The organism is Pseudoxanthomonas sacheonensis (assembly GCF_010093305.1).
Classification (GTDB): Bacteria; Pseudomonadota; Gammaproteobacteria; order Xanthomonadales; family Xanthomonadaceae; genus Pseudoxanthomonas_A; species Pseudoxanthomonas_A sacheonensis.
This window is the reverse complement of sequence record NZ_PDWS01000002.1, coordinates 226,242-247,157: the sequence shown is the minus strand read 5'-3', so window position 1 is coordinate 247,157 and position 20,916 is coordinate 226,242. Positions and strand designations below refer to the sequence as shown.

Sequence of the window (20,916 nt, the reverse complement as noted above, 5' to 3'; positions counted from 1 at the left end):
GGTTCAGCCCCGCGGACGCAGTGATTGGGCGAAGGAGAAATAGGGCATCGACAGCGAGGAACGGCCGCGACGGTGTTTTCGCTCAACCGGGACCACAACTTCTTCGGTCGCCTGCGCGGCGCCGGTTTCGACGGATTCGACCAGCGGACTGTCGCTGACCGGATCCGGCAGGCGGGCAGCCTCGCCGTTGGCCATCAGGCCCACGGCCAGCAGTGCGCTGCTGATCGAGAGGCTGGACAGTGCGGTGAACAGTTTGTGGTTCATGGGACCCCCGCTGCGTTGGGTGAGTGGTGTTGTATTGAACTATAACACCTAATCACGGTGCGTCAATAGCCCATGTCAACTTTGTGACCCCAACTGAAGGCATACTGCCTGCCGATTCTCCCCAAGGCGTTATTGCTATGACTAACATATTGAAAACATTGATATTAATCGGTCTTCTGGTGACCGGTCAGAGCGTAATGGCGCAAGGATTGCTGGACCAGAACTACCGGGCGCTGGCCGGGAAAACCGCCGTCAACCTGAAGGAAGCCTATGGCGGCGACGTCATTCTGGTGGTCAATACCGCCAGCAAGTGCGGTTTCACTCCCCAGTACGAGGGCCTGGAGGCGCTGCAGCGGAAATACGCCGCGCGCGGCTTCACGGTGCTCGGCTTTCCTTCCAACGACTTCATGGGCCAGGAACCGGGCGAGGAAGCGCAGATCAAGGAGTTCTGCACGCTCACCTATGGCGTGAAGTTCCCGATGTTCGAAAAGGTGCACGTCAAAGGCGACGAAGCCACGCCGCTGTATCGGGAATTGGCGAAAGCGACCGGCGTGTCGCCCGGCTGGAATTTCCACAAATACCTGATCGCACGCGATGGCACGGTGGTGGCGAATTTTCCCAGCAAGGTCAAGCCGGACGATGCTGCGCTGGTGGCTGCGATAGAACGCGAACTGAAGGCCAAAGGTCCCGGCAAGTAAGCCGCCACGTGATCGGAGCCGTGCATGCGACAATATCCGCATTGCGCCGGGTACCGGCGTCGGTTCCCAATTTTTCAGGAGTTAGCAATGAAGCGGGCGATGCGCGGCGTAGCCGCATTGATGGCGGCGACTTTGGCGATGATGGGAGGCAACTTGTCGGCGCAAACGGCGGAGAAGGGCGGCAAGGCCGCGCTGGTGACGGAGAAGGACAAAGTCAGCTATGCGGTGGGCATGGATGTGGGCCGGTCCTTCCAGCCGATCGGCGAATACATCGACGTGGCCGCGTTCGAACGCGCCATCGGCAACATCTTCGCCGGGGGGCAGCCGCTGATCAGCGAGGCCGAAGCCAAAGCGACCGATGAAGCCCTGCGCATGAACCTGGCGGTGAAGCAGGGTGCGCCTGTTCCCGGCATGCCGCCGGGTTCGCAGCCGCCGGCCGTGGCCAAGGACAAGGTGGGCCTGATGCTGGGCAGTTTCGCGGTAGGCCCGTCGCTGGCGCCCCTGAAGGACGAAATAGACCTGCCCGTGCTGATCCAGGCAGTGCGCAGCTCGCTCGCCAAGAGCCCGTTGCTGATGACCGAGCAGGAAGCGCAGGCCACCATGCAGGCCTACATGACCAAGAAGCAGAGCACCGCCGGCCAGAAGAACCGCGAGGAAGGGGCCGCTTTCCTGAGCAAGAACAAGAACGAGAAGGGCGTCATCACCACGCCGTCCGGCCTGCAGTACATGGTGCTGCGCCAGGGCAGCGGCGCGCGTCCCACGCCGCAGAGCCGCGTGCGGGTGAACTACGAAGGCAAGCTGCTCAACGGCACCGTGTTCGACAGCTCCTACCAGCGCGGCCAGCCGGCCGAATTCGGCCTGAACCAGGTCATCGCCGGCTGGACCGAAGGCGTTTCGCTGATGCCGGTGGGCGCCAAGTACCGTTTCTGGATCCCATCTAGCCTTGCGTACGGCCCCAATGGCGGCCAGGGACCGATCGGTCCTGACGCGACGCTGACATTCGATGTCGAACTGATGGGTATCCTGCAGTAGTCCTTTGTTGATTCAGTGAGTCCCCCATGCGGATTGCAATATTCGGAACCGGTTATGTTGGTTTGGTCACCGGCACTTGTCTGGCGGAAGTAGGCCATGACGTGGTCTGCGTCGATATCGACGCAGGCAAAGTGCACAGTCTGAAGCAGGGCGTAGTGCCCATTTTCGAGCCGGGCCTGCAGCCCATGGTGAAAGCCAACCATGCTGCGGGCCGGCTGGATTTCACCACCGACGCCGCCTCGGCCATCGCCCATGGCGAGGTCATTTTCATCGCGGTGGGTACGCCGCCCGACGAAGACGGCAGCGCCGACCTGCAGTACGTGCTCACGGTCGCGCGCACCATCGGCCGGCACATCGACAGGCCGACCCTGGTGGTCAACAAGTCCACCGTGCCGGTAGGCACGGCCGACAAGGTGCGCGCCGCCATCGCCTCGGAATTGCAGTCGCGCGGAGCCGATGTGGCCTTCGACGTGGTCTCCAATCCGGAGTTCCTGAAGGAAGGCGATGCCGTCAACGACTGCATGCGCCCCGACCGCATCGTGATCGGCGCCGACAACGCGCGCGCCGTCGACAGGATGAAGCGCCTGTACGCGCCGTTCAACCGCAACCACGAGCGCATCGTGGCGATGGATGTGCGTTCGGCCGAACTGACCAAATACGCGGCCAACGCCATGCTGGCCACCAAGATCAGTTTCATGAACGAGATCGCCAACATCGCCGAACGCGTGGGCGCCGATATCGAACACGTGCGCCACGGGATAGGCTCGGACCCGCGCATCGGCTGGCATTTCATCTATCCCGGCGCGGGTTACGGCGGTTCCTGCTTCCCCAAGGACGTGCAGGCGCTGGCCCGTACCGCGCACCAGCACCATTACGACGCGCGCCTGCTCAATGCGGTGGAAGCGGTCAACGAATCGCAGAAGGGCCATCTGTTCGAGCTGATCCAGCGCCACTACGACCTTGGCGAGGACGAAGGCGTGCGCGGCAAGACCTTCGCGGTCTGGGGGCTCGCCTTCAAACCCAATACCGACGACATGCGCGAGGCTTCCAGCCGGCGCCTGCTGGAGCAGCTGTGGGGAGCCGGCGCCCTGGTCCGCGCCTACGATCCGGAGGCTTCGCATGAAGCGCGCCGCATCTTCGGCGAGCGCGATGATCTGGTGCTTTGCGAATCGGCCACGGAGGCGGTGCAAGGCGCCGATGCGCTGGTGGTGGTCACCGAGTGGAAACAGTTCCGCAGCCCGGATTTCGCGCGGCTGCAGGCGGCGCTGTGCGATGCGGTCGTGTTCGATGGCCGCAATCTCTACCAGCCCGCCGACGTCGAGGCGGCGGGCCTGGCGTACTACGGCATAGGCCGGGGGAGATCGGTGCATGCCGGATGATCCCAAAGCACTGGATCCCGCGCTGGAACAACGCCTGATCGAACTGGAGACCCGGCTCGCCTTCCAGGAACACGCGCTTGGCGAGTTGAGCGAAGCGCTCGCCGATGCGCGCGCGGAAGGCAACCGCACCTCCGAGCTGATGCGCAACATGCTGTCGGATCTGCGCAAGGTGCGGACCGAGCTGTACGCCGATGCCGCGGACGAACCGCCGCCGCCGCACTATTGATACCCTGCGATTCCGCTGGCTCCGGTAGAGATGGATGCCGGACCAGCGATTCCTCCATCCCCTACGACCATGACCGACTCCCTACGCGACCAACTCCTGGGGCTGGGCTTCAAGCCGGCACCGAAGCCCGAACGCAAACCCGAGCGTAAGCCGGAGCGCAAACCCGACTCCAGGGCTGATTCCCGGCCCGGCAACAGGCAGGCCGGCAACCAGCCCACAGGCAAGCCAGCTGGCCGGCCGGGCCAGGCCCCCAGGCCGAACAACGCGCCGCGTGCGGCCCAGCCCAAGCCTGCACGTTCGCGCGAGGAAATGGATCTGGCCAAGGCCTACGCCATCCGCGCGCAGAAGGAGAAGGATGAACGCATCGAAGCCGAGCGCCTGAAGCAGGAAGAGGCGCGCGTGCGCCGCGAAGCCAAGGCCCGCGTCGAGGAATTGCTGAAGGGCAAATCGTTGAACGACCCCAATGCGGAGATCGCGCGCCATTTCCCCTATGGCGGCAAGATCAAGCGCATCCATGTCAACGCGGAGCAGCTGAAAGCGCTCAATGCCGGCGAACTGGGCGTGGTGCAGCAGAACGGCCGCTATCTGCTGGTTACCGCGGCGCTGCTGGCCGAAGCCGAAAGCATCTTCCCGGCATGCGTGGCTTTGAAGGTGGATCCGGATGCGCCGGTGGGCGACGACCCGTATGCCGACCCGCAGTACCAAGTGCCCGATGACCTGATTTGGTAGCCGACGATCAACGTCTGATTGTCTGTCTATTGCCTGGTCTGGATGGCACCGGTCGACTGTATAACCGTCTCGCCGCGGATCTGGCGGCTGACTTCGATGTGCGGGTATCAGCTATCCGGTCGATGAATTCGATGGTTACCAGGCCCTTGCCGAAGCGCTTGCACCTCGTCTCCCCCAGGATGGGCGCTTCCTGATCGCGGCGGAGTCGTTTGCTGGCCCCTTGGCGGTTCTGCTGGCTGCGACGGCGCCACCTGGCCTCAAAGGCGTAGTCATCGCTGCCTCGTTCCTCCGCAATCCAGTTGCGCGGGCCGGCTTGCTGTCGCGAGTCTTGCGCTTCCTACCCGCCTGGGCGCCACCACCTCTTCCCGCACTCGAGGCCGTCCTGATGGGTGGTTGGAAGGATGCCGAAGTGAAGCGCGAACTCGGAGCATCGCTGCGCCTCGTCGAGCTCAAGGTACTGAAGGCACGTCTGATGGCGACGCTGCAAGTGGACGTCAGGGTGGATTTCCAGCGGATAACCGTGCCCGTGTTGTATTTGCGGGCCAACCGCGACCGGCTGCTTCAAAGCGGCGTGGAGAACGACTTCAACATGCCCGGCGTGTGGCGCACCGACATCGAAGCGCCGCATTTCATATTCCAGGTAGTGGCTTCCCAAGCCGCCGAAGCTATACGGAATTTCCTGCGGGACCGCGATATCCGGAACGGTTGACCGAGGACCCAGCGCGCTGGCTTGGCGTAGGAGCGACGTAAGTCGCGAATGTCATTTGTGCAGAATTCCCTGGCGTGTCCAATCGCGGCTTACGTCGCTCCTACGCAGTCCTACGCAGCGTTCCGTCTCACCAGCCAGTACCAGGCTATGAAAGCGGCCAGCAGCGCGAAGCAGCCTGCCGCCAAAAACGCGACATTGCCGCCGAAGTGCCACAGCTGTCCGGCCGTCAGCGCACCGACCACGCCGCCTACGCCCGACGACAGGCCGTAGAAAACGCCTTGCCCGTGGCCGTTCATGCGTCCCGGGAAAAAGCGCACCAGCAACTGCATCACCGCCGCGAAGAACGCGCCGAAGTTGAGCGCGTGGGTCAGCTGAGCCAGGACCATCACCGGAACGTTGTCGGGCCAGAGCGCCGTCGCCCACCAGCGCAATGCCGCGCTCAGCAGGGCGAACATCAGCACTTTGCCGGCGTCCCAGCGCCGGAAGATGCGGCTGGAGAGGAAGAACACCCCGATCTCCACCAGCACGCCCACGGTCCAGAACACGCCCAGCATGGTCGCCGAGTAATGGTGCTCGGTCAGATAGATCGAAAAGAACGTGTAGTACGGCCCGAACGAAACCTGGGCAAGGAACGCCGCCACGAAGAAGGCGATCACCTGCGGACGCTTCAACCGCGCCCGGAAACCCACATGGTTCTCGTCATGCGTTTCTTCGACGGGGTGCGCGTAGTTGTTGGCGAAAGACGACGCCAGCAGCCCGGCCAGCAACGGCAGCATCAGCCAGGGCAGGGTGCCTACGCCGAAGCGGTCGAGCAGCACGCCGAACAGCGAGACCACCGCTATGAAGCCGATGGAACCCCAGACCCGGATATGCCCGTAGCGGTCGCTGCGCGCGCCCAGGTGCGACATGGTGATCGATTCGAACTGCGGCATCACCGCGTTGTAGGCGAAACAGAACGCGCACATCACCGCGAACAGCCCGGTGAAATCCAGCGGCAGCAGAAAGGCGGCGAAGCTCACCAAGGTCAGCAGGCAGCCCAGGCGCAACCAGCCGATGGGATGCGCCGAACGCGAGGCCAGCGTGGTCCAGGTGCTGGGCGCGACGATACGGGTGGCGTACCACAGGCTCATCAGCACGCTGATCGCGGCCACTTCCATGCCGCGCGACTTCAGATACAGGCTCCAGTAGGGCGTGAAGGCGCCCAGCGCCGCGTAGTAGGCGAAATAAAAACCGGACAGGCGGACCATGGGCACGCGCGCGCCGGCGATCGCTTGCGGCGCTGCCTCAGCCATGGCGGCGGATGCTCAGAGCAGATCCTCGACCGGCGTATTGAGCAGTTCGCCGGCTTCGTGGGCGAAACGGCGCAGGCTGGAAATGCCGAGATCGCGGATCAGCGAATGGGTCCGGTGCGGGAGCACGGAGTCGTAGATGTCCTGCGGCGCGATGTTCTTGCCGTGCACGCCGGGAATGAATTCCACGCCAGCCGCCGCGTAGCAGTGCTGCACCATCGCCGAACAGTACAGCGCGCCTTCCTTGGCCAGCAGGTTGTCGCGCTTGCGCAGGCGGGTACTGTGCATGGCGAACAGAGTGCCGACCAGCTCGCTGAGCGAATAGCTGGAGAGCCCGGACAGCAGATCCAGCCCCGCAATCTGGACCTGGCGGATTTTCGCTTCATCCAGTCCGAAATCGAGAATGGCAAGGTTCGGAAACAATTCGTCGTCGAAATAGCGGTCGGCGCGGTTTTCCTGCACGCCCAGGCGGATCTGCCGGTAGCGCAGGTCCAGATCGGATTCCAGCACCCACCAGTGCCCGTCGAGACGCTGCTCGCTGAAAACGAAGGCATGCGACCACAGGCTGCGGTGCCCGTCGTTGGTCAGCGGCGCCTGCGCCTTGCGGATGGCTTTGTTGATCCAGTCGCGGCCGCCGCTCAGGCCGATACGGCCGGGGGCGGCATGCTTGCGGATGAAGGCGGCGTTGGAGGATTGGGAGTGGTTTTCGACGACGTCCATGTGGGTTCGGGATTTTCGTTCCGGCAGATTCGTAAATATTAGAACTCAAATCCGTTCGTGGTGAGCTTGTCGAACCACGCTCTTGGCATGATCCGACGGATCGCGATAGCCGGGCGCCTGCTCGAAAAGCGTGGTTCGACAAGCTCACCACGAACGGTATTTCGGGACAGTTCGCCAGCAATGGCCATCGGTTCTATGAACACCTATTCCGGATCGTAGTCCAGATTGGAAGCCAGCCATCTTTCGGCCTGTGCCAGATCGGCCCCTTTGCGCTTGCCATAGTCTTCGGCCTGCTCCTTGGAAACGCGGCCGACGACGAAGTACTGGCTTTGGGGATGGCTGAAGTAGTAGCCCGACACCGCCGCGGTAGGCAGCATGGCGAAGCTCTCGGTCAGAGCCATGCCGGCGTTGTTGCCTGCGTCCAGCAATTCGAACAGCGTTCCCTTCTCGCTGTGTTCCGGACAGGCGGGGTAGCCCGGAGCGGGGCGGATGCCCACGTACTTCTCGGCGATCAGAGCCTCGTTGTCCAGCTGCTCGTCGGGCTGGTAGCCCCAGAACTCCTTGCGTACGCGCTGGTGCAGGCGTTCGGCCAGGGCTTCGGCCAGACGGTCGGCCAGCGCCTTGAGCAGAATCGAGTTGTAGTCGTCGTGGTCGGCCTCGAAGCGGGCCACGTGCTCGTCGATGCCGATGCCGGCGGTGACCGCGAAGGCGCCGATCCAGTCCTGCTTGCCGCTATCCTTCGGAGCTATGAAGTCGGCCAGACAGAAGTCGGGGCGTTCGATGGGTTTGTCCACCTGTTGACGAAGGAAGTGCAAAGTTCTCGTAGGAGCGACGTCAGTCGCGACTGACGTCGCTCCTACGCCTCCGACTACAACGTCATCGCCCACACTATTTGCCGGCCACAGCCCAAACACCGCCCTGGCCGTCAACCATTTCTCGCTGACGATCTTTTTCAGCATCGCCTGCGCATCGGCGAACAGTTCGCTGGCCTGCTTGCCCACTACTTCATCGGTGAGGATCGCCGGATACTTGCCCGCCAGCTCCCATGCCTGGAAGAACGGCGTCCAGTCGATCAGCTCCACCAGCTCGGCCAGCGGATAGTCGTCGAACACGGTGATGCCCGGTTTGTTCGGTGTAGGCGGGGTGTAGTCGTCCCAGCCGCCATCGAAGCGTTGCTCACGGGCTTTCGCCAGCGAAACCAGGCGTTTGGCGTCGCCGCGATTCTTGTGACGCTCGCGGATCTCCGCGTAATCGGCGTCGTTGGCGGCCATGAACGGCCCGCGCAGGTCCTTGGAAATCAGCGACTGCGCCACGCCCACCGCGCGCGAAGCATCCTTCACCCAGACGGTCGGCGACTTGTAGTGCGGATCGATCTTCAGCGCGGTATGTGCTCGGGAAGTGGTGGCGCCGCCGATCAGCAACGGCATGGTCATGCCCTGGCGCTGCATCTCGCGCGCGACGTGGGTCATTTCCTCCAGCGAGGGCGTGATCAGGCCGGACAGGCCGATCAGGTCGGCGTTCTCGGCGCGCGCCACATCCAGGATCTTCTGCGTGGGCACCATCACGCCCAGGTCCACCACGTCGAAGTTGTTGCAGGCCAGCACCACGCCGACGATGTTCTTGCCGATGTCGTGCACATCGCCCTTGACCGTGGCCATGATGATCTTGCCGTTGGACTTGCCGACTTCGCCCGTGCGCAACTTTTCGGCTTCGATGAAGGGCAGTAGGTAGGCTACCGCCTTCTTCATGACCCGGGCCGACTTCACCACCTGCGGCAGGAACATCTTGCCCGCGCCGAACAGGTCGCCGACCACGTTCATGCCGTCCATCAAAGGACCTTCGATCACATCCAACGGGCGCGTGGACATCTGCCGCGCCTCCTCGGTATCGGTCTCCACGTACTGGTCGATGCCGTGCACCAGCGCGTGGCTGAGGCGGTCGCGCACCGGCTTTTCGCGCCAGGCCAGGTTTTCGACCTGTACCTCGCCCTTCTTGCCGCGGTAGCGCTCGGCGATCTCCAGCAGGCGCTCGGTGGAATCCTTGCGCCGGTTGAGGATCACGTCCTCGACGCGTTCGCGCAGCTCCGGGTCCAGATCGTCGTAGATCGGCATGCCGCCGGCGTTGACGATGCCCATGTCCATGCCGGCCTTGATGGCGTGGTACAGGAACACCGAGTGGATCGCCTGGCGCACCGGTTCGTTGCCGCGGAAGGAGAACGACACGTTCGACACGCCGCCGGAGACGTGGCAGCCCGGCAAAGTCTGCTTGATGATGCGCGTGGCTTCGATGAAATCGACCGCGTAGTTGTCGAGTTCCTCGATGCCGGTGGCCACGGCGAAGATGTTCGGATCGAAGATGATGTCTTCGGGTGGGAATCCCACCTTCTCGGTCAGCACCTTGTAGGCGCGGGTGCAGATCTCGACCTTGCGTTGGCAGGTATCGGCCTGGCCGTCCTCGTCGAAAGCCATCACCACCGCGGCGGCGCCATAACGCAAGACCTTGCGCGCGTGCTCGACGAAAGCTTCTTCGCCTTCCTTCAGCGAGATGGAGTTGACCACGCTCTTGCCCTGCAGGCACTTCAGGCCGGCCTCGATGACGCTCCACTTGGACGAGTCGACCATCACTGGAATGCGGGCGATATCAGGTTCGGACATGATCAGGTTGAGGAAGCGCACCATCGCCTTCTCCGAATCGATCAGCCCTTCGTCCATGTTGACGTCGAGGATCTGCGCGCCGTTGGCGACCTGCTGGCGAGCGACTTCCACCGCCTCCTCGTAGCGTTCTTCCTTGATCAGCTTCTTGAACTGCGCGCTGCCGGTGACGTTGGTGCGCTCGCCGACGTTGATGAACAACAGATCGGGCGTGATGACCAGCGGCTCGAGGCCGGAAAGGCGGGTGTGGCGCGGGGTTGCCGTCATGTGGAAAGCTCTTCGAATACGGATCGGTGCGGCTCGATGTGAGCCAATGCGTAGGTCGGGGCTATGCCCCCGACGGCTCTTGCCCGGACACACGAACGTCGGGGACATAGCCCCGACCTACGCATCGCAGGCAAGTCAGGCAGCATGCGCAAGCAACGCAGGCAGCCGGCGCGGTGCGATGCCCCTGACGGCTTCGGCGATAGCCTTGATATGCGCCGGAGTAGTGCCGCAGCAGCCGCCGACCAGATTGAGCAGGCCGGATTCGGCGAATTCCTTCAGGGTCGCAGCCATCTCTTCGGGCGTCTCGTCGTACTCGCCGAACGCATTGGGCAGGCCGGCGTTGGGATGCGCGCTGACGTATCCGTCGGCCACGCGGGCGAGCGTTTCCACGTGTTCGCGCAGGTCCTTGGCGCCCAGTGCGCAGTTCAGGCCCACCGACAACGGCTTGCCGTGCGCAACGGAGGCGTAGAACGCCTCGGCGGTCTGGCCGGAAAGCGTGCGTCCCGACGCGTCGGTGATGGTGCCGGAAATCATCACCGGCAGACGGCCACCGCGCGCCTCGAATACCTCTTCAATCGCGTACAGCGCGGCCTTGGCGTTGAGCGTGTCGAAAATGGTTTCCACCATGATCGTATCGGCGCCGCCGTCGATCAGACCTTCGATCGCCTCGCGGTAGGTAGTACGCAGTTCGTCGAAGTTGGTGTTGCGGTAGCCGGGGTCGTTGACGTCGGGACTGATGGAAGCGGTGCGGCTGGTGGGGCCGAGCACGCCGATCACGAAGCGGGGTTTGTCCGGCGTCCTGGCTTCCACGGCATCGCAGCAGGCGCGGGCGACCCGTGCGCCTTCCTTGTTCAGTTCGTAGACCAGGTGCTCCAGGTGGTAGTCGGCCTGGCTGATGGAGGTGGCGTTGAAGGTGTTGGTCTCCACCAGATCCGCGCCGGCTTCCAGATACTCGGTGTGCACGCCGGCGATGATTTCCGGCTTGCTCAGCAGCAGCAGGTCGTTGTTGCCCTTCAGGTCGTGGCCGCATTGGCCGTCGTGGACATGCGCGCTGTCGAAACCGTCGACGAAACGCTCGCCGCGGTAGTCGGCTTCCTCCAGGCGGTGGCGCTGGATCATGGTGCCCATCGCGCCATCGATGATCAGGATGCGTTCGGACAAGGCGTTCTGCAGCGCTTGCGCGCGCGCCGGATTCAACCAGGGCAGGGTCTTCATGGTTTGACTCCTATCAGCGAGATCACTTCGAAATGCGGCGGGCGGCGTTCGCGGGTCACCGTGCCCAGGTTGGAGACCTGCAGCCCGGCCTTTTCGGCGAACCTGCGCAGTTCCTTGTCGGTGAAACCCAGGTTGAGGTGGCCATAGGCCTGCACCGCGGCCTGGTGCTCGTGCTTGGCCAGGCTGCTGAGCAGCAGGCGCCCGCCACGGCGCAGCACGCGGGCCGCTTCGGCCACCGCCTGCGCGGGCTTGGACGAATAGGTGAGGGCGTGCATCAGCACCACAAGGTCGAAACCGTTGTCCTTGAAGGGCAGGGCATGCATGTCGCCTTCGCGCACTTCCACATTGGGGAAACGGCGCAGGCGCTCGCCCGCGGCCGCCACCACGCGGGCGCTGGTGTCGATGCAGACGTAACGCTTGGCGTGCGGCGACAGCAATTCCGCCAGGACGCCGTCGCCGGAAGCGATATCCAGCACGTCGCCGGTTTCCAGCAGGGGCAGCGCGGTGCGGGCCAGCGCCTCCCAGGTGCGGCCGGGGGAATAGTGCCGCTCCATGTCGCCGGCCACGCTGTCGGCCCAGTTCTGTTCGGCCGCGCGCGAGGCCAGCACCGACGGTACCCGCTCGGCGTCCTGACGTAGCAGCGGATCGTCGCTGCCCTGGCGCAGGCTGCGCCACAGTTCGCGCTGGGCGCTGTCCAGATTGTCTTCGTCGAAGCGGTAATACGCCGACACTCCGGCGCGGCGGTCGCGCACCAGGCCGGCTTCCTTCAATTTCGCCAGATGGGTGGAAACCCGGGGTTGGGCCAGCTGGGTGATGGCCGAAAGCTCGGCCACAGTCAGCTCTTCGGAGGCCAACAGCACCAGCAGGCGCACGCGGGTGGCATCGGCGAATACCTTGAGCCGGGTCGACCAGGCTTCCAGATCCATACATATCTTCCTATCGCGATATAAAGATATTGTCCGCCGTGGCGGGCGCCGGGTCAAGCCGCGTACGCCCGCGTAGGGTGGCCCGGTACAATAGGCGGACATGCTTACAGGAAGGGGTTTGCCGTGGATTTCGGATTCACCGAAGAACAGTTGATGCTTCAGGACGTGGCGCGACGCATCGCGCAGGAGAAGATCGCGCCCAGCGCCGAGCACTTCGACCGGGCGGGCGAGTTCCCGCTGGAGAACATCCGCCTGCTGGGCGAGAACGGCCTGATGGGCATCGAGGTGCCCGAGGAATACGGCGGCGCCGGCATGGACCCCATCGCCTACGTGCTGGCCATGGTCGAGATCGCCGCTGGCGACGCGGCCCATTCCACCATCATGTCGGTCAACAACTCGCTGTTCTGCAACGGCATCCTGAAGAGCGGCACGGAAGCGCAGAAGCAGAAGTACGTGCGTGCGATCGCCGAAGGCCGCGAGATCGGCGCATTCGCGCTGACCGAGCCGCAATCCGGTTCCGACGCCACCGCCATGCGTTGCCGCGCGGTGAAGCAGGCCGACGGCAGCTACGTGGTCAACGGCAAGAAGAGCTGGATCACTTCCGGACCGGTAGCCAAGTACATCGTGCTGTTCGCCATGAGCGAACCGGACAAGGGCGCGCGCGGCATCACCGCGTTCCTGGTGGACACCGCCAATCCCGGTTTCCACCGCGGCAAGACCGAACCGAAGCTGGGCATCCGTGCTTCGGCCACCTGCGAGATCGAGTTCCAGGATTACGTGGTCGCCGCCGAGGATGTGCTGGGCGCCGAAGGCGAGGGCTTCAAGATCGCCATGGGCGTGCTGGACGCCGGCCGTATCGGCATCGCCTCGCAGGCCATCGGCATCGCCCGGGCGGCGTACGAGGCGACGCTGGAATACGTGAAGGAGCGCAAAGCCTTCGGTGCGGCCATCGGCACTTTCCAGATGACCCAGGCCAAGATCGCCGACATGAAGTGCAAGCTGGACGCGGCCTTGTTGCTGACCCTGCGCGCGGCATGGGTGAAGGGCCAGGACCAGCGCTTCAGCAACGAGGCGGCCATCGCCAAGCTCACCGCTTCCGAAGCGGCCATGTGGATCACCCATCAGGCGGTGCAGATCCACGGCGGCATGGGCTATTCGAAGGAAATGCCGCTGGAGCGTTATTTCCGCGATGCCAAGATCACCGAGATCTACGAGGGCACCAGCGAGATCCAGCGGCTTGTGATCGCCCGCAACGAGACGGGTTTGCGCTGAGATTCGAGGGTCTGCGGATCGCTTGTATGTTGGAGAAAGATCGAAGCGGTCGATTGCAGTCCTCCCTGCACAAGTCGTGATGGCCTCCCCCTTTGAAAAAGGGGGACCGAGGGGGATTTGCTCTTCGCGCAGAGCAAGATCAAGATCAAGATCAAAAGCAAATCCCCCGTAGCCCCCTTTTCCAAAGGGGGCAAAGCAAGCAAAGCAAGCAAAGCAAGCAAAGCAAGCAAAGCAAGCAAAGCAAGCAAAGCAAGCAAAGCAAGAGCGGAGCCTGCCCTCGATACGGTTGTGGAATGCGCGCAGCGGACGGGATCGCTCCGATCCGTTAGAGTTCGGCGGTTGGACATGCCTTATGCCCTTGACCACCGTGCCTCTACTGGAGAACCCGATGCGTAGAACCCTGATCGTCTGTGCCATGGCGTTGGCCCTGGCCGCTTGTGACCGCGCTCCTTCGTCCGATACCGCCGCGAAACCCGCTGTCGCCGCCTCCCAAGCCGACATCGCAGCCGAAACCGAACGCCTCAACCAGTGGTTCGAGAAGAAGTACGAAGAACAACTGCGTTTCAGCCCGTTGCAGTTGACTTTCCAGGGGCGCAAGGATCTGTACGACCAATTGGACGATCTGTCGGAGAAGGGCCAGATCGACCAGCTGGCCTGGCAGAAGGCCAGTGTCGAGGAGATGGAAAAAACCTTCGACTACGGCAAGCTAAGCGACGAAGGCAAGTTTTCCTACGATCTCTGGAAACTGCAGTACGAGGATGCCAAAGCCGGCCTGCCTTTCCTGGACGACGGCTACAGCTTCGATCAGATGAACGGCGCGCAGAGTTTCCTGCCCACCGTGTTGATTAGTTTCCACAAGGTGGACGAAGAATCCGACTACACCGCCTACGTCTCCCGTCTGAAGGCCACCGCGCGCGCATTCGACCAGTTGTTGGAACGCGCCCGCAAGTCGGCCGGGCAGGGCATCCGCCCGCCCAAATTCGCCTATGAGGGCGTCATCGACCAGTCGCGCAAAGTGATCGCCGGCGCGCCGTTCTCGGCAGGCAAGGATTCGGCGATCTGGGCGGACGCGCAGGCCAAGGCGGACGCGCTGGTCAAGAGCGGCAAGATCGACGCTGCGCGCGCGGCCGCGTTGAAAGAAGAGGCGCGCAAGGCGCTGCTCGAGCAGTTCAAACCCGCCTACGACCGCGTGATCGCCTGGTGCGAGGAAGACCTGCCGAACGCCGCGGTCAATGCCACCGGCGTGGGCAGCACGCATCCCAACGGCAAGGCCTACTACGAGTACCGCTTGCGCCTGATGACCACCACCGGGATGACGGCCGAGGAGATCCATGCGCTGGGCCTGAAGGAAGTGGAGCGCATCAAGGGCGAAATGACCGCGCTGAAGGACAAGGTCGGCTTCAAGGGCGACCTGGACGCTTTCTTCGCCTTCATCGACAGCGATCCGCAATTTAATTTCCCCAACACCGACGCCGGACGCCAGGCGTACATCGACGAAGCCAGCCGCGTCATCGCCAATATCAAGAAGGAACTGCCGAACTACTTCGGTCTGTTGCCGAAGGCGGACCTGGTGGTCAAGCGCGTGGAGGCCTTCCGCGAACAGGATGGCGCGGCCCAGCATTACTTCCCCGGCACGCCGGACGGTTCGCGCCCGGGCGTGTACTACGCGCACCTGTCCGACATGAGCGCGATGCCGAAACCGGAACTGGAAGTCATCGCCTACCACGAAGGCCTGCCGGGCCATCACATGCAGATCTCCATCGCCCAGGAACTCACCGGCGTGCCCAAGTTCCGTACGCAGGCCGGTTTCACCGCGTATCAGGAAGGCTGGGGCCTGTATTCGGAATGGCTGGCCAAGGAGATGCCCAACACCTATCAGGATCCGTATTCTGAGTTCGGCCGTCTGAGCTCGGAGATGTGGCGGGCGATCCGTCTGGTGGTGGATACCGGCCTGCATGCGAAGGGCTGGACCGAGGAGCAAGCGGTCAAGTATTTCGACGACAACAGCGCCGTGCCGCTGGCGGCTATCCGCTCCGAAGTGCGGCGCTATCTGATCATGCCGGGGCAGGCCACGGCCTACAAGATCGGCATGATCCGCATCCAGGAACTGCGCAAGAAAGCGGAGACCGAACTGGGCGACAAGTTCGACATCAAGGGTTTCCACGATACGGTGCTTGGTGGTGGCGCGTTGCCGCTTACTTTGCTGGAGAAGCGGGTGGATCAGTGGATCGCCAGTGAGAAGGATGCGGCTGCTGCTGCGAAGTAGTTTGCTGACTACTCGTCGAGATTTCCTGGGGTGCGTCCTTCTCCCGCTTGCGGGAGAAGAGCCTGCCCCGTACTCGATACGGGGTGGCCGACAGGCCGGATGAGGGAGGCTGCCGCAGCTGTTTGGTTGTGCGGATAGACGGCACCCAAGAAGCTTGGAGTTCCACACTCGGTACGCGCTGGCTATAAGAGTAAATCGGCTCCGGCGTTTCCCTCACCCGCCTTCGGCACCCTCTCCCGCAAGCGGGAGAGGGACTCTTTACTTTCTCAGTGCCCGCTGGCATTTGGGGTGAATCTATCCCCGAAGAAATCCCCTTGATTCCAGCGTGGTCGCTCGGCCGCATCGCCAATCAGCACGCCGATCCTTGCATTGAGTTTGGCCAGCCTAGCCGCGTCTTCGTACTGGATCGGCTGTGAGGCGTCGTCGCAGGGCTGGTGGTAGCAAGTACGCAGGAACTTGTCCAAGGCTTCCTTTGGACTCGCACCGCCAGTTGCAGCAGGCTCTATGCCGCCGTCCAGATAGACCGCCGGAATGCCCGCACGCACGAAGGCGTACTGGTCGCTGCGCACGAACACCACCTCTTCCGGAAACGGATCGGCCGACAGCCCCACGCCGATTTCCCTGGCTGCCGTATCCAGCGCGGTTTTCAGCGTCGAATGCTCCAAGCCGATCGGCACTACATCCTTGGCCGGCACCAGCAGCACCGGCATGTCCATATTGATGTTGGCCACCAGGTCGGTCTTGGGTACGGTGGGGTGCGAGGCGAACCATTCCGCACCCAATAATCCCTTCTCCTCGCCGGTCAGGGCGATGAACAGCAACGAGCGCTTGGGTCTGTCCGCGGCATCGGTCAACTGTTTCGCCGCTTCCAGCATCACCGAGACGCCCAGTGCGTTGTCCATGGCTCCGTTGTAGATACGGTCGCCGTTCACTGCCGCGCCCACGCCGATATGGTCGAGATGGGCGGTGTAGGCGATGAACTCGCGGCCCAACGCGGCATCGCTGCCGTTCAACCTGGCCACGACATTGCGCGACTCGGCCGGCTCTATGCGGGTTCTTCCCGCCAGGGTCAGCGTGCCCGGCAGATCGAACGCTTTCAGCTGTCCGTCCGCGGCGGCCTTGAACAAGGCGTCCGCTTCGTGCCCGCTGCCGGCAAAGATCGCCTTGGCCATGGCCGCGCTGACCGAGGCGCTCGCCTTCAGCTGCGGAAACGTATCGATGCCGGTGCCGTCTTCGGCGCGCAGGCGCATGCCGGGCATGCTCCATTTGGCGGCCGAACTCGCCCAGGGCCCGCGCTCCTCGTATTGCGGAGTGCCCACGAACACCACGCCGGCCGCGCCTCTCTCCGAAAGCGTGCGCAGCTTCTGGGTGCCGGACGAATAGAAGGCGCGGCGGTCGTTGTCGAAGCGTGCGGGCGCGCCCGGGAACAGCACCGCGATCTTGCCGCGCACATCGACTCCGGCGAAATCGTCCTGTCCCAGGTCAGGCGCGTACACGGCCTGGCCGACGAATACCGCCGCTGCGGTCAGCGAATGCGAAGGCGCGTTGTAGTTGAGGCCCGGCAGGAATTCGTCACGGAATTTCAACGACACCTTGCCGCCGTCGCGCTCGATGGTGAAGGCGGCCCCTTGTTCCTGGCGAAGCGCTTTCAGGAGCGGCACGCGCTGGAAGAAGGTTCCGTCGTCGCCCGCCGGTTTCAGGCCCATGTCGGCATAGCGTCGGGCCACATACTCGGCTGCCAGGTCGTAGCCCGGTGTACCGGTGTCGCGTCCTTCCAGCTTGTCGTCCGCCAGATAGCGCACGTCGGCTTCGATGCGCCTGGCTTCATCGGAGGAGGCGCTTGCGGAAGGAGCCTGCGTTGCGGTTTCCGGTGCCGGTGCCGGCTCGGGTTTGCACGCGGCCAGGCAGGCAAGCGCAAGGATCAAGGGGATATTGCGGGGCATGGGCAACGGCTCCATCGAAGGAGCCGGAACCCTAGCATGCTGGTTGCAGGCCCACCGAGTGCCGGAACGCACAACGCCAAACAGGGACAACACCCGGACGGAAGCTCCGGCGATGGTCGTGGACCACCGCCGGAGGCCAAGCATCAGTGCGGCGTTGGCGTTACCGTGGGCAGCGACGGTAACGCGTCGTCGTCCTTGGCCTGCGCGTGCGCCTTGCTGTGGTCCTGGGCGAGATACAGATAGAACGCCGGCAGCACGAACAGGGTGAACGCGGTGCCGATGGTCATGCCCGAGGCGATCACCACGCCCATGGAGAAGCGCGAAGCAGCGCCCGGACCGCTGGCGATCAGCAGCGGGATCATCGCGAACACCAATGCGGCGGTGGTCATCAGCACCGGACGCAGACGGATCGCAGTGGCTTCCTCGATCGCTTCGCGCTTGCTCAGACCCTGATCGAGCTGCAGCTTATTGGCGAACTCCACGATCAGGATGCCGTGCTTGGAGATCACGCCCACCAGGGTCACCAGGCCCACCTGAGTGTAGATGTTGATGCTCATGCCGGGGAAGGCTTCGATGCCCATGAACTGCAGGATGCCCGACAGCAGGCCCAGCACGTTCAACGCCAACAATGCGCCGCAGATCGCCATGGGCACCGTCAACAACATGATCAGCGCATCGCGGAAGCTCTCGAACTGGGCCGACAGCACCAGGAAGATCACCACCAGCGCCAACGCAAGGGTCAGCAGCATGGTCGATCCTTCTTCCTTGAACTGCCGCGATTCGCCTGCGTAGTCCACGCTGTAGCCCTGCGGCAGGATTTCCTTGGCCGCCTGGTCCAGGATTTCCAGCGCCTGGCCCTTGCTGACGCCGGGACGCGGAGCGAAGGTGATCGACACCGAGTTGAGCTGCTGGAAACGCTTGAGCGATTGGGGCTGTGCGCTTTCCTTCAGCGTTACCACGGTGGACAGGGGAATCAACTCGCCGTCGCGGGTGCGGGTATAGTAGTTGCCCAATGCGCTGGCGTTGAGACGGTCGCTGCGCTGCACCTGCGGGATCACCAGATAAGAACGGTTCTGCATCGCGAAACGGTTGATGTAACCGCCCGCCAGCATGGCCGACATGTCCGCAGCCAGGGTGCGCATGTCGATCCCCAGACTAGCGGCTTTGTCGCGGTCGATCTGCACTTCGATGCGCGGCTTGTCGATCTTCAGATCCTTGTCCAGGAAGATGAAGCGCTTGCTCTCCATCGCCTTGGCCAGGATGCCGTCGGCCAGTTCGCTGAGTTGGCTGAGGTCGCCGACCCCGCCGATGATGAACTCGCCGCCGCCATCGCCACCCGCACTGGGCAGGGAAGGGGGAACCAAAGCGAACACGTTGAGTCCCGTAACCTGGCTCATCTTCGGCTGCAGCTCCTGCTGCAACACCGCGTTGGTCGACTTGTCGCGCTCGCCCCAGGGCTTGAGCACGAAGCCTGCCATCGCCATCGGACTAGCGCCGCCGCCGCTGCCGCCGAAGCCCCCGTTGAACAGGAAGTAGTCCTGCACCTCGGGCACGCCCTTGGCGATCTCGGTGACTTCCTCGGTGTAGCGTTCCACGTAGTCCAGGGTGGCGGTGGGATCGGCATTGGCGATGGAGAAGATGAAGCCTTCGTCCTCCAGTGGCGCCGGCTCCTTGGCCGCGCCCATGTACAGGAACGCGCACGAGACCAGGGTGATGATGCCGAAGATGGCGATCACGCCCTTGGTTTCCAGCGCTCCGTGCAACTTGCCCTGGTAGCCATGGCGAAGCCAATCGAAGCGGGCGTCCAGCCAGGCTTCCAGCTTGCCCTTGCTGCCTTCGGCGTGCGGCTTGAGGATCTTGGCGCACATCATCGGGGTCAAGGTCAGCGCGATCACGCCGGACAACAGCACCGCGCCCGCCAGAGTGAAGGCGAACTCGGTGAACAGCACGCCGGTCAGACCGCCCTGGAAGCCGATCGGCAGGTACACCGCGACCAGCGTGGTGGTCATGGCCACCACTGGCCAGGCCAGCTCGCGCGCGCCGCGGATCGCAGCGTCGAACGGCGACATGCCTTCCTCGATATGGCGGTGGATGTTCTCCAGCACGATGATCGCGTCATCCACCACGATGCCGATCGCCAGTACCATGGCCAGCAGAGTCAGCAGGTTGATGGTGAAGCCCATCAGCAGCATCAGGAACAGGCCGCCGATCAGCGACAGCGGCACCGTCACCGCCGGGATCAGCACGCTGCGCATCGATCCCAGGAACAGGAAGATCACCACGATCACGATGATCACCGCCTCGACTATGGTGCTCACCACCTCGTCGATGGCGTCCTGGATGGACTCGGTGCTGTCGTAGGGAATGGTGGCCTTGATGCCCTGCGGCAGCTGCGGCACGATTTCGCCGTCCCACAACTTGCGCACGTCCTTGATCACGTCCAGCGAGTTGGCGTCCGGGGCGACGAAGATACCCATGAATGTGGCCGCTTCGCCGTTGATGCGCACCGAGGTGCCGTAGTTCTCCGAACCCAACATCACGTCGGCCACATCGCCCAGGCGCACGATGGCGCCGTCCTGCTCGCGCACCACCAGTTTGCGGAACTCATCGGCGTTGCGCAGGTCGGTGCGCGCGGTCATGTCGATGGCGACCATCTCGCCCTTGGTCGAACCCACCGCCGAAAGCACGTTGTTGTTCTGCAGGGCGTTGGCCACGTCGCTGGCGGTGACCTTCAATGCCGTCATCCGGTCCGGCTTCAGCCACACGCGCATGGCGAAGGTGCCTGCGCCCAGGATGTCGGCGCGCTGCACGCCGGGGATGGTCACCAGCTTGGGCTGGATGACGCGGGTCAGGTAGTCGGTGATCTGATTATTGTCCAGGGTGTCGCTGGCGAAGGAGACGTACATGGCCGCGATCTGCTGGCCTTGCTGCAGGTCGATTACCGGGTCTTCAGATTCGGGCGGCAGCTGGCCGCGCATCTTGTTGACCTTGGCGGCGATCTGGGTCAGCGCTTCATTGGGGTCCTGATCCAGGCGGATGTACGCCTGGATGGTGCTGATGCCGGCCGAACTGGTCGAGCTCATGTACTCGATGCCTTCGGCGCTGGCGATCTCGCGCTCCAGCGGCGTGGTGATGAAGCCCTGGATCAGATCCGCATCGGCGCCATAATAAGTGGTGCTGATGTTGATCACGGCGTTGCGCAGTTCTGGATACTGGCGCACGTTGAGTTCGGTGAACGCGCGCATCCCGAACAACAAGATGAACAAGCTGACGACCATCGCCAGCACCGGTTTCTTGATGAAGATATCGGTGAATTTCATCCGGCGATCC

Annotated in this window: 16 protein-coding genes; 8 read left to right on the top strand and 8 right to left on the bottom strand. The window is 63.4% G+C overall.

The features are described from left to right. Window positions 1-3: 3 nt before the first annotated feature. Window positions 4-264: a hypothetical protein gene (locus tag CSC73_RS03060; RefSeq protein ID WP_163838946.1), complete on the bottom strand. Its 261-nt coding sequence runs from the start codon at window positions 262-264 to the stop codon at window positions 4-6. Between the two features lie 137 nt (window positions 265-401). Here CSC73_RS03060 and CSC73_RS03055 point away from each other — a divergent pair, with 137 nt between their 5' ends. The 6 genes from CSC73_RS03055 to CSC73_RS03030 all read left to right on the top strand — a co-directional run bounded on the left by CSC73_RS03055 (window position 402) and on the right by CSC73_RS03030 (window position 5,037). Further along, window positions 402-962 carry a glutathione peroxidase gene (locus CSC73_RS03055; protein WP_163838945.1) on the top strand — a complete coding sequence of 187 codons (561 nt, stop codon included), beginning with the start codon at window positions 402-404 and terminating at the stop codon, window positions 960-962. Between the two features lie 87 nt (window positions 963-1,049). Beyond that, complete coding sequence (locus CSC73_RS03050; protein ID WP_163838944.1) at window positions 1,050-1,994, top strand: FKBP-type peptidyl-prolyl cis-trans isomerase N-terminal domain-containing protein; 945 nt, start codon at window positions 1,050-1,052, stop codon at window positions 1,992-1,994. 26 nt (window positions 1,995-2,020) lie between these two features. Continuing rightward, on the top strand, window positions 2,021-3,373 hold the full coding sequence (locus tag CSC73_RS03045; RefSeq protein ID WP_163838943.1) for a UDP-glucose dehydrogenase family protein: 1,353 nt from the start codon (window positions 2,021-2,023) through the stop codon (window positions 3,371-3,373). Next, a complete protein-coding gene (locus CSC73_RS03040) occupies window positions 3,363-3,599 on the top strand; it encodes a SlyX family protein (protein WP_163838942.1) in 237 nt (78 codons plus the stop codon). Before CSC73_RS03045 ends, CSC73_RS03040 begins: the two co-directional genes overlap by 11 nt. Before the next feature lie 69 nt (window positions 3,600-3,668). Then, window positions 3,669-4,328 carry a DUF2058 domain-containing protein gene (locus tag CSC73_RS03035; RefSeq protein WP_163838941.1) on the top strand — a complete coding sequence of 220 codons (660 nt, stop codon included), beginning with the start codon at window positions 3,669-3,671 and terminating at the stop codon, window positions 4,326-4,328. Window positions 4,329-4,548: 220 nt separating this feature from the next. Continuing rightward, a complete protein-coding gene (locus tag CSC73_RS03030; RefSeq protein WP_163838940.1) occupies window positions 4,549-5,037 on the top strand; it encodes an alpha/beta fold hydrolase in 489 nt (162 codons plus the stop codon). Between the two features lie 110 nt (window positions 5,038-5,147). Here CSC73_RS03030 and CSC73_RS03025 read toward each other — a convergent pair whose 3' ends face one another. The 5 genes from CSC73_RS03025 to CSC73_RS03005 form a co-directional block, all read right to left on the bottom strand. Then, window positions 5,148-6,329, bottom strand: a complete 1,182-nt coding sequence (locus CSC73_RS03025; RefSeq protein ID WP_163838939.1) for an MFS transporter — start codon at window positions 6,327-6,329, stop codon at window positions 5,148-5,150. A 12-nt stretch (window positions 6,330-6,341) separates the two neighbouring features. Next, entirely contained in the window at window positions 6,342-7,046 is a 705-nt protein-coding gene (locus tag CSC73_RS03020) for a hypothetical protein (protein ID WP_163838938.1), read from the bottom strand. A gap of 203 nt (window positions 7,047-7,249) precedes the next feature. Next, window positions 7,250-9,964 (bottom strand): methionine synthase, encoded by a 2,715-nt coding sequence (metH, locus tag CSC73_RS03015; RefSeq protein WP_163838937.1) that lies wholly within the window; start codon window positions 9,962-9,964, stop codon window positions 7,250-7,252. 135 nt (window positions 9,965-10,099) lie between these two features. Continuing rightward, window positions 10,100-11,179, bottom strand: coding sequence for a homocysteine S-methyltransferase family protein (locus tag CSC73_RS03010; RefSeq protein WP_163838936.1), 1,080 nt, complete (start codon window positions 11,177-11,179; stop codon window positions 10,100-10,102). Further along, on the bottom strand, window positions 11,176-12,105 hold the full coding sequence (locus tag CSC73_RS03005) for an ArsR/SmtB family transcription factor (RefSeq protein WP_163838935.1): 930 nt from the start codon (window positions 12,103-12,105) through the stop codon (window positions 11,176-11,178). Before CSC73_RS03005 ends, CSC73_RS03010 begins: the two co-directional genes overlap by 4 nt. 90 nt (window positions 12,106-12,195) lie before the next feature. On the opposite strand from CSC73_RS03005, the gene CSC73_RS03000 reads away from it, so the two are divergent. Together CSC73_RS03000 and CSC73_RS02995 are read left to right on the top strand one after the other, a co-directional pair. After that, window positions 12,196-13,377 (top strand): acyl-CoA dehydrogenase family protein, encoded by a 1,182-nt coding sequence (locus CSC73_RS03000; RefSeq protein WP_425502266.1) that lies wholly within the window; start codon window positions 12,196-12,198, stop codon window positions 13,375-13,377. A gap of 388 nt (window positions 13,378-13,765) precedes the next feature. Then, on the top strand, window positions 13,766-15,643 hold the full coding sequence (locus CSC73_RS02995) for a DUF885 domain-containing protein (protein WP_163838933.1): 1,878 nt from the start codon (window positions 13,766-13,768) through the stop codon (window positions 15,641-15,643). Window positions 15,644-15,909: 266 nt separating this feature from the next. Here the strand turns inward: CSC73_RS02995 and CSC73_RS02990 are convergent, their stop codons facing one another. Together CSC73_RS02990 and CSC73_RS02985 are read right to left on the bottom strand one after the other, a co-directional pair. Continuing rightward, the gene (locus CSC73_RS02990; protein WP_163838932.1) at window positions 15,910-17,586 is read right to left on the bottom strand and encodes a M28 family peptidase; all 1,677 of its coding nucleotides are present in this window, start codon (window positions 17,584-17,586) and stop codon (window positions 15,910-15,912) included. A gap of 143 nt (window positions 17,587-17,729) precedes the next feature. Beyond that, window positions 17,730-20,906, bottom strand: coding sequence for an efflux RND transporter permease subunit (locus tag CSC73_RS02985; protein WP_163838931.1), 3,177 nt, complete (start codon window positions 20,904-20,906; stop codon window positions 17,730-17,732). Between the last annotated feature and the right edge of the window lie 10 nt (window positions 20,907-20,916).